Here is a 3205-nt window from a genome sequence, read left to right on the forward strand (position 1 = left end):
CGGACAATTTGGCAGTTTCCCGCCAATGGTCCGTTTACACAAAATTCTGCACACCCTCGGCTCAGTGCGGCGTCGAGCTGGCTCTGCGCGCCGTCGCGGGCCAGTTGTTTGCCGCCGGCGCCGGGCTGTGCTTCGGTAGTCAGCAGCAGGCCATGGCCGGCGCGGATGGCGCCGTGGCGGTCGGTCCTGAGTTCGAAGCCGTCGCCGCGCGCTTGCGCTTTGCCGTCTTGCCGCGGGTGGGCGAGGTAGCCCTGGTTCAGCTGGGTCTTGCCGTGCTCGGATGACAGCTTGGCGCGTACTTCGCCCGGGGTGTCGTCGAACAGCAGTTCGTTGTACTGCCCGCCGTGGTGTTCCTTGGATTTGATGCCGGACAGCGTCTGGTTGCCGGGCAGGCTGCCGGCGCCGCTGAACGCCGGTGTCGGGTGGCTGCCGTTGTACAGCACGCCGGTAATCACCGGGCGGTCGATATCGCCTTCGATAAAGTCGACCAGCACTTCCTGGCCGAGGCGCGGGATGAACTGGTGGCCCCAGCCGGCGCCGGCGCTGGGCATCGCCACCCGCAGCCAGCAGCTGGAGCGTTCGTCGAGGTTGGCGCCGCTGTCCGGGTGTTCGTCCGGCCGCTGCCAGTGGAACTGCACCTTGATGCGGCCGTGGGCGTCGGTGTGGACTTCTTCGTTGGCGGGGCCGACCACGGTGGCGGTCTGCGAGCCGCGCGCGCTGGGTTTGGCGTGGCTGGAGTCGGCATAGGCCGGGGTGAGCGGCAGGCCACGACGCTGGGCGTCGAAGTCGCTGCGGAACGGCGCTTCAGTCTCTGCAGCCAAGGTTGGCCGCAACGCCGCGGGCAGGCTACGGGCCAGCTCGGTCGGCAGGTTGTTGCGGACGGTCAACGTCTGGCGGGTGACCACGAACTCGCGCTGCTCGGTGGCGTCGCCGTCGTGCGCCGGGTGCGCGTCGAGGCGGAACCACTGACCGGCGGTGAGGCCGCGCACCGCGCCGCCGCCGCTGAACTGTTTCACCTGCGCGTCGTGCGCCAGCTGCCGCAGCCGCGCGTAGTGGCTGAGCTGTTCGGCGTCGCTGGCGTAGTAGGCGCCGGGGGCGTCGTAGTGCTGCAGGCTGGATTGCAGGCGGGCGCCATCGAGACCCTGCTCGACGGCAGTCTCGTCGCCGCTGTGGCCGGTGGCCACCGGCTGGTAGTCGTAAGTCGCCAACGCCACGCTGCCGGTCACGATCTGTCGCGCGCCGTCCCAGCGCGTCAAGCCATCCTCTTCTTCCGTCGCATCGCTGCGGTGGAAGCGTACCCGCTCAACGTTGGCCGCAGGCAGTGAATACGGGTCGTCGAAGGCGAGCAGCTTGACCTGTGGCGTGTCCCCGTCCAGGTGCTCGTAGCGCCAGGAGAGGCCTTCCTCGCGCAACAGGCGGCAGACGAAATCGTGGTCGGATTCGCGGTACTGCAGGCAGTAGCTGCGGTTGGGTAGCGGGCCGGCCAGCGCGAAGTCCAGGCCCTGTACCGCGGCGAACAGCGGGTTGGCGGCCGCGAGCTCGGCGAAGAGCTGGCGCACGATGGCGTCGACGCTCAGGTCCTGGAACACCCGCGAGGTCTGGCGCAGACGCAGCAGCGCGAACGGCGGCTCGACGGTCAACGCATACTTGGCAAAGCCGCCGTCGCTGCCCAGCGTCTCGGCGGCGCTGACCACGCCGCAGCGCAGGCTCTCGCTGCCATCGGCGCCGGCGATGCCGAGGCGTACCGGCAGGCCCAGCAGCGACTTCAGCTCGATGCTGTCACTGGCGGACAGGCACTCGACGCGGAAGCGGTAATCGCCGGCCAGCGCCTCGTCGCCGCTCAGGCTCAGCGGGAGCAGCGCCTCGCCCCAGCGCTGGCCATCACCCAGTTGCAGGGTGAGCAGACGCTGGTCCTGGTTGAAGGCGGAGGCGAAGCTGGCAAGCAGGTCGGGGAGATTCATGGCAGCGGCTCCGGAGCGGGACAAAGCGCCGGATTATGCCAAAAAATTATTTATTTGTCTTTGTGGGGGTGCGATCTATTAGCTACCGCATCTGAATATCAGGAGCAAATCTGCAATTGCTCGCTTAGCGGCGGATAGCCACCACAGCCAGCTCACCAAACCAGAACGGCGCGGCTGGCCGATTACGCGCGGCGACAGTGGCAGCGGCCGTCGCTGCAGGGCTGGCTGCAGCTGCCGCGCGACTGAGCGGCAGCCTTCCGTGATCACGGCGCGGGGTGCATACTCTGTGCTTGCCGCCCGTGACCGCCGACCCGCCATCCCCGCCATGACTGTTGCCGCCGTTTCCGTCACCACCGCCACCCCGCCGCTGCAGCTGGCCGGGGTGCCGGAGGTGTTCGAGCACACCACCGACCGTGCCGAGTTCTGCCTGCCGGCGCCGGGGGTGGAGCTGTACCGCGCCCATATCGTGCGTCACGCCTTCGAGCCGCACACCCACCAGGCGTTCGGGCTGGGCGCGATCGAGGCCGGGGTGGAGCGCTTTCGCTACGGCGGCGGCGAGCACCTGGCACCGCCCGGTTCCATCGTGCTGATGAACCCGGACGAGCTGCACACCGGCCGCGCCGAGACCGCGCACGGCTGGCGCTACCGCATGCTGTATCTCGATCCGGCGGTGCTGGCGCGGGTCAGCGGCGAGGACGGCTGGTGGTTCGACGAGGCGGTGCGCCACGATGTCGCCGCCGCGCAGCGCGTCAGCCAGCTGCTGGCCGCGCTGTGGCAGGCGCACGAGCCGCTGGCCTTCGACAGCCTGCTGTTCCGGCTGCTGGCCGAGTTCCGCCGCCATGCGCGGGTGCCGCAGCCTGCGCCCGCCGAGGCGGCGCACCGCTTCGCGCCGGTGCTGGACTACCTGCGCGCCAACCTCGCCGAAAAACTGACGCTGCCGCAGCTGGCGGCGGTGGCCGGCCTCAGTCCCTTTCATTTCCTGCGCCGTTTCCAGGCGCAATACCACGTCACGCCGCAGCAGATGCTGATGGCGCTGCGTCTGTTCGAGGCCAAGCAGCTGCTGGCGACCGGCGTCGCGCCGGCGCAGGTGGCCGCCGCCACCGGGCTGGCCGATCAGGCGCACCTGACGCGCGCCTTCGTGCGCCGCTACGGCGTGACCCCGGCGCGCTACCAGAAGCAGGTGCGCGCCTAGCAGCCTGTCGGACTTGGGCCTGCCCGAAGGCGGAATAGTGAAACGCAGGGCC

2 protein-coding genes are annotated in these 3205 nt (G+C 69.5%); one reads left to right on the forward strand and one right to left on the reverse strand.

Annotated elements, in window-relative coordinates:
* A partial coding sequence (locus tag IE083_RS15365; RefSeq protein WP_189354913.1) for a type VI secretion system Vgr family protein occupies positions 1-1961 on the reverse strand: 1961 nt, incomplete at its 3' end.
* Between the two features lie 325 nt (positions 1962-2286).
* Between IE083_RS15365 and IE083_RS15370 the strand changes: the two genes are divergently transcribed.
* Complete coding sequence (locus IE083_RS15370; protein WP_189354914.1) at positions 2287-3153, forward strand: AraC family transcriptional regulator; 867 nt, start codon at positions 2287-2289, stop codon at positions 3151-3153.
* The last annotated feature ends 52 nt before the right edge of the window (positions 3154-3205 follow it).

This window comes from Vogesella fluminis, from assembly GCF_014652335.1.
GTDB lineage: Bacteria > Pseudomonadota > Gammaproteobacteria > Burkholderiales > Chromobacteriaceae > Vogesella > Vogesella fluminis.